The organism is Bacillus sp. TL12 (assembly GCF_022625245.1).
In the GTDB taxonomy this organism is placed as follows: domain Bacteria; phylum Bacillota; class Bacilli; order Bacillales; family Bacillaceae_G; genus Bacillus_A.
This window is the reverse complement of record NZ_JAJJBY010000089.1, coordinates 1-5,160: the sequence shown is the minus strand read 5'-3', so window position 1 is coordinate 5,160 and position 5,160 is coordinate 1. Positions and strand designations below refer to the sequence as shown.

General features: G+C 34.1%; 6 protein-coding genes. 5 read left to right on the top strand and 1 reads right to left on the bottom strand.

Features of this window, described 5'->3' with window-relative positions:
• The first annotated feature begins 558 nt into the window (after positions 1–558).
• Both tnpA and tnpB read left to right on the top strand, forming a co-directional pair.
• Positions 559–879 (top strand): IS66 family insertion sequence element accessory protein TnpA, encoded by a 321-nt coding sequence (tnpA, locus tag LOK41_RS27170; RefSeq protein ID WP_017154486.1) that lies wholly within the window; start codon positions 559–561, stop codon positions 877–879.
• Positions 876–1,196, top strand: a complete 321-nt coding sequence (gene tnpB, locus LOK41_RS27165) for an IS66 family insertion sequence element accessory protein TnpB (RefSeq protein ID WP_241819188.1) — start codon at positions 876–878, stop codon at positions 1,194–1,196. Before tnpA ends, tnpB begins: the two co-directional genes overlap by 4 nt.
• 100 nt (positions 1,197–1,296) lie before the next feature.
• Here the strand turns inward: tnpB and LOK41_RS27160 are convergent, their stop codons facing one another.
• The gene (locus LOK41_RS27160; RefSeq protein WP_241819180.1) at positions 1,297–2,004 is read right to left on the bottom strand and encodes an IS6 family transposase; all 708 of its coding nucleotides are present in this window, start codon (positions 2,002–2,004) and stop codon (positions 1,297–1,299) included.
• A gap of 282 nt (positions 2,005–2,286) precedes the next feature.
• Between LOK41_RS27160 and LOK41_RS27155 the strand changes: the two genes are divergently transcribed.
• The 3 genes from LOK41_RS27155 to LOK41_RS27145 all read left to right on the top strand — a co-directional run bounded on the left by LOK41_RS27155 (position 2,287) and on the right by LOK41_RS27145 (position 4,759).
• Entirely contained in the window at positions 2,287–2,871 is a 585-nt protein-coding gene (locus LOK41_RS27155; protein ID WP_017150378.1) for a TetR/AcrR family transcriptional regulator, read from the top strand.
• 15 nt (positions 2,872–2,886) lie between these two features.
• Positions 2,887–3,666 carry a nucleotidyltransferase domain-containing protein gene (locus tag LOK41_RS27150; protein WP_174103269.1) on the top strand — a complete coding sequence of 260 codons (780 nt, stop codon included), beginning with the start codon at positions 2,887–2,889 and terminating at the stop codon, positions 3,664–3,666.
• 130 nt (positions 3,667–3,796) lie between these two features.
• Positions 3,797–4,759 (top strand): MraY family glycosyltransferase, encoded by a 963-nt coding sequence (locus LOK41_RS27145; protein ID WP_241819179.1) that lies wholly within the window; start codon positions 3,797–3,799, stop codon positions 4,757–4,759.
• Positions 4,760–5,160 lie beyond the last annotated feature (401 nt).

The following is a 5,160-nucleotide window of genomic DNA, read 5'->3' as shown; positions in this document are numbered from 1 at the left end:
AAAATTATTTATATAGAAAGATTAAATTTTATAAAAATGAAAGTAATGAACAAGTATAGAAAAGGTTCTAGAATAGATGGATTTTTTAAGAGATACTAAAAAAACAAATCGCTCACTTTTATCAATTCACATAATTTTTGAAATTTAATTCTTCAATTGTTAATATTTGTTATATAATAGACCTATCAAGAAACATCCCTATGTTTTTCTAATATGCTTGTTAAGATAGTTTGTGTTACCCTTTTTGTCACCTTACCTTAAAAAGAACTTGTAGCAATCACTACAAGTTCTTTTTGTTTTTCTAATCTACATGGACAGAAGATAACGGTGTGACGGTACCCCATAGCTATCAACTTAAGAATTTCGTTGTTTTCCAAAACGAAAAAACAAGCTTTTTGTTACAAATTAGCACAAAATTTCGTTCTGGGGGTACTATAAAATTTTAGCTTGATGACTATGGGGTCACCATATCAAAGTAAACGTCAAATATTCCCCACCTACTATTTGTAAATAACCCATGAGATAATCTCCTTACATACTTTATGTGGAGGTTTTTTTATGGAAAGACACCGATTAAAGAAAGAATGGGAAACTTATATTCAAGACTATAAAAACAGTGGATTATCAAAAGTTGCCTGGTGTCAAAAACAGAACCTACCGGTTCATCGGCTATATTACTGGTTGCAAAAATTATCGCCTGAAACGGAAGAGCAAAATGTAAATGAGCGTGTGAATTGGCTTTCTATGAATGTCCCTGACGTAGAAGAAAACATACATGCTACGATTCGAATTCATATGCAAGAAGCAACCATTGAATTAGATGTGCCTTTTACTCCGCAAGTGCTCTTACAAGTGATGCAGGCGGTGAAACAACAATGATGTCAGAAATCGCAATTGAAAAAGTATATCTTGCACAAGGGGCAACAGATTTACGTAAATCAATTGATGGACTAGCGGCTATTGTAAACGAAGAATTTGAGTTAGATCTCTTTTCTTCCTGTTTATTTGTTTTTTGCAATCGCTCACGCGATAAGCTAAAAATTCTGGTTTGGGAACATAATGGTTTCTGGTTGCACTATCGCAGATTGGAAAAGGGAACGTTTTACTGGCCAACTGAGCATAGGGGTGTGGCACTTACTATATCAAGACGACAATTGAGATGGCTTCTTGATGGATTTTCTTTTCAACAAAAATAAGGGCATCAAGCCGTACATGCGAGATGCATTCTATAAAAAGGTTCTGTTGCAAAAATATTAGTTAGAAACATAGAGTGGCAATTTTCTCTTGATTTCTATCTTATGAAGCTAAGCCAAACAATTTATGAATAAATTCTTTCTGGTTTTGGACAGACTTGCCCAGTAAAACAAGTTGCCCCTTTTTCATCATATGCATGGCTTCAACACCACTCAATATAGAGATTGCTGTTTTAAATGACTTTAATCCTAACATAGAACGAACTCGTTTTTTAATAAACCGGTGGTCTTGTTCCACTATATTATTGAGATATTTAACTTGCCTTAGTTGTATGCCTTCAGGCATATGTTTCTCTTCTTTCAGCTCTTGAATCGCTACAGGATAGGCAAGGTTCTTATCTACAGTTAACACGCGAGGTTTAGAAACATACGAAAAAGCCAAGGCTTTCTTGAAAAAGCGCTTGGCTGCTTGCTTATATCTTGATTTACTTAGATAAAAATCAATTGTATTCCCCTCTGAATCAACTGCATGATATAAGTACATCCATTGACCTTTTACTTTAATATAAGTTTCATCGACTCTCCACGAATCATTTGTTAATTTAAGATGATGTCGTACTTTCTCTTCTAATTGAGGTCCATATTGATGAACCCAACGCATAATGGTGGTGTGAGCCATTGATAATCCTCTTTCCTCCATCATTTCTACCAGGTTACGGAAGCTCAAATTGTACCGTAGGTACCATCTTACCGTTAATAAGATTAGTTCAGGCTGATAATGTTTCCATTTAAACAAATTTTCCTTTTCCATACTGATCACACCTTTTTTAGATTCATACTATCAGTATGTCCAAGTTTAGGAGATTACTTGCAAGAGCCTTGAATTTTTTGCACCAGAACCACATTTTGTCATAAAACCCGCGTTAATACATATTCTGGAAATAAAAAGTCGATTTTCCTACTTTAAGGGATGAAGTGACCCCTAATAGATAAAACCAACTCTGTGCGTTAAAACGTATTTACTTCCATATGTAATTCATTTATATTAAATAAATAAACGTTTATTTATTTAATATATTGTGAGGGATTATGAATGGCAAGAACAGTCAACAATCAACAGCGACTAGAGAAGCGAAATGTCATATTAAAAGAAGCAAAAAGGCAATTTCCAAGAGAGGGTTTTTCTAAGACTACCCTTTCTAGTATAGGGCAGGCAATAGGTATTAATCCTGCTACGATTTTACTGTATTTTCCTAGCAAGGAGGACTTGTTTGAGAATACCGTTAAAGAAGCATTTCAAGAGACTAGAAAAGGACAACTGTATTTACCAGAAAGCCTAGAATTGTCAGAGCAATTAGAGCAGATGGTGAGGCATCACGTGAGGAAATATCGTGAAGATCCATCAAACCTACGAATTTTACAATATCTGTTTTCCCAATCTGGTAGGTTTCCGGAGCTAGAGCAAGAAGCAGTTTTCATCACTTATGAGTTTGTAGAGAGAATGACTGAATTGTTGAAGAAGCGCTCTAGTCTAAATGAAACCGAACAAGAACTTCGCGATAAAACGTGGGCTTATTTATCTTTCCTAAGTGGATTTACGATGATTATGCTTGAGCCTGAAAAATATCCATTATGGGAAGGGATTGTAAAACAAGGAGTTAAGCTAATTGAAACATAAAGGAGTTAAAGAAATATGATCCATAACGAAGTCAAGAAAGTAATGATGCTCTATAGTAGCAGGTTGAACGAAATGTTTCCAAATCAAGTTCTTGGTGTCTATTTATATGGATCAAACGTTATAGGTGCCTTTCATCCTGAAAGCAGTGATATTGATTTTGTTACAGTTTTTAATCAGGAATTGACGGGCGAAGAGTTAATAAAACTATCGCACCTTCATAAGAAGGTTAGAGCTAAATGTCCATTGGTCAAAAAGTTTGAATGTGAGTACTTATCCTTGGATGAGCAGAATCAATTACATTTACATAAATCTTTCCCGTTTTTTGAGGGTACAAAGTGTAAGGGAAAAAGAAAGCTTATGAAAATTGCGGTTTATCAGCTTGTTCATGATTCATATGCTGTTTACGGTCCGAATTTTTCTACTTACTACTCTAATATTGATTGGAAGGATGTTATGCAGGAGATGGAGTACAATCTTAACCACTATATAGCGAGTAAAGCTTCCCGAAGCTATTTGTTTTTATGCGATTTTTGGATTGAGTTCATTGTTTTAACCTTATGTCGAGTGTACTATACATTGAAAACAGGAAAGATTACATCAAAGGAACTGGCCTGTGAAGAAGTGATCAAGGACTTTGATTTAAGGTATTCTGACATTCTTCATGAGGCACTTAGAATTAGAGGGAGAGTCCAAGCCAAGTCCAATTATAAAAATCGCTGGGAACGAAAGAATGCAACGATCCATTTTATAAACTCTTTGAGAGAGTATTGTAATCAAACTTTTTTATCTAAATAAATGTGGAGATTTCCCTACTTTTTTTACAAAAGGCAATTTCATTAATCCTGCTTCTTTAACTAAAATGCCAAATAGTTTAAGTATAAACCTTCACAATTAGTTATTTTTCTAAAGAAAGGAATAAATTGATATGTATGGGGTTTTAATAGGTTTGTTTGCTTTTGCAGTTACATGGTTTTCAGTACCTTTTATAATGGAATTTGCCGTTAAATGGAATTTTGTTGATATACCTAATAGCAGAAAAATACATAAAAATTCAATACCATTATTGGGTGGGATTGGTATTTTTTTAGGTTTTCTTGCTGCAGTACAATTAACTAAAATATTGGGATATAATTTTGATACTGCTAATATTGCTATCATTTCTGGGAGTTTTTTACTAGTTATTATAGGTTTAATAGATGACTATTATAAAACTCGTGGAAAAGATTTTCCGGCATTACCGAGGCTACTAGTACAAATTCTAGCTGCTTACCTGGTAGTTCATTTTAGTGGAGGAATTGTAGGTTTATCTATACCTTTTACAGAATCTAAGTTTGTTTCCTTCTCATCAGAAATTTCAATACTGTTAACAATAGGTTGGATTGTAATGGTGATTAATGTTTTTAATTTTCTTGATGGATTAGATGGCCTTGCAGCTGGTATTGCAGTAATTTCTGCTGCAACTCTTGCATGTGTTGCTTTAGTTAAAGGAGAATTAACTTCTTTTTTTTGGGCTGTAGCATTAGCTGGTGCAGCTTTAGGTTTTCTAAAACATAACTTTTTTCCAGCACGTATAATTATGGGAGATGCAGGATCAACATTGATTGGTTTTCTATTAGGATCTATTTCTGTGATTGGCACAATGAAATCAGCTACCGTATTCTCTATATTTATACCTGTATTTGCTTTGGGAGTTCCTATTCTTGATGGATTACGTGTAATAATACAGCGTACGTTAAAAGGACAAGCTCCTTATAATCCGGATAAAACTCATGGACATCATAAGTTACTTCAAGCAGGTTTTTCTCAATCTCATGCAGTCATGGTTTTGTATTTAATAGGAACTTGTTGTTCTTTAATTTCTATTGTAATTCTATTATTGGATGTATAGATAAATTATTTATTATGAGAAAAAAGATTTTCGGACTAGTAAGAGATATCATTAGTATATCTATATATTATAGGGATAGCGCCACATCGCTATCAACTTAACGAAAGGAAATGTCCCTATAGCTGTCAACCTAACAAAAATAAACTACCCCAGAACGAAAAAAATGAGCCGAATTCTCATAAATAACTGTAAAAAGGTAAAATTCTCATTATGGGGGGTGTCTTAAAATCTTAGCTTGATGGGCATGTATGGTGACCCCTTATAGCATAAGATACGATTCCGTTAGGAATCTACTATTCTCGTTGTCATTCTTCATATATTTTGCACCAGAACCATAAAAGGTATTGAAGCCATTCATGCTCTATATAAACAAAGGCGAAGTCTTCAAATGAAGTGACCCC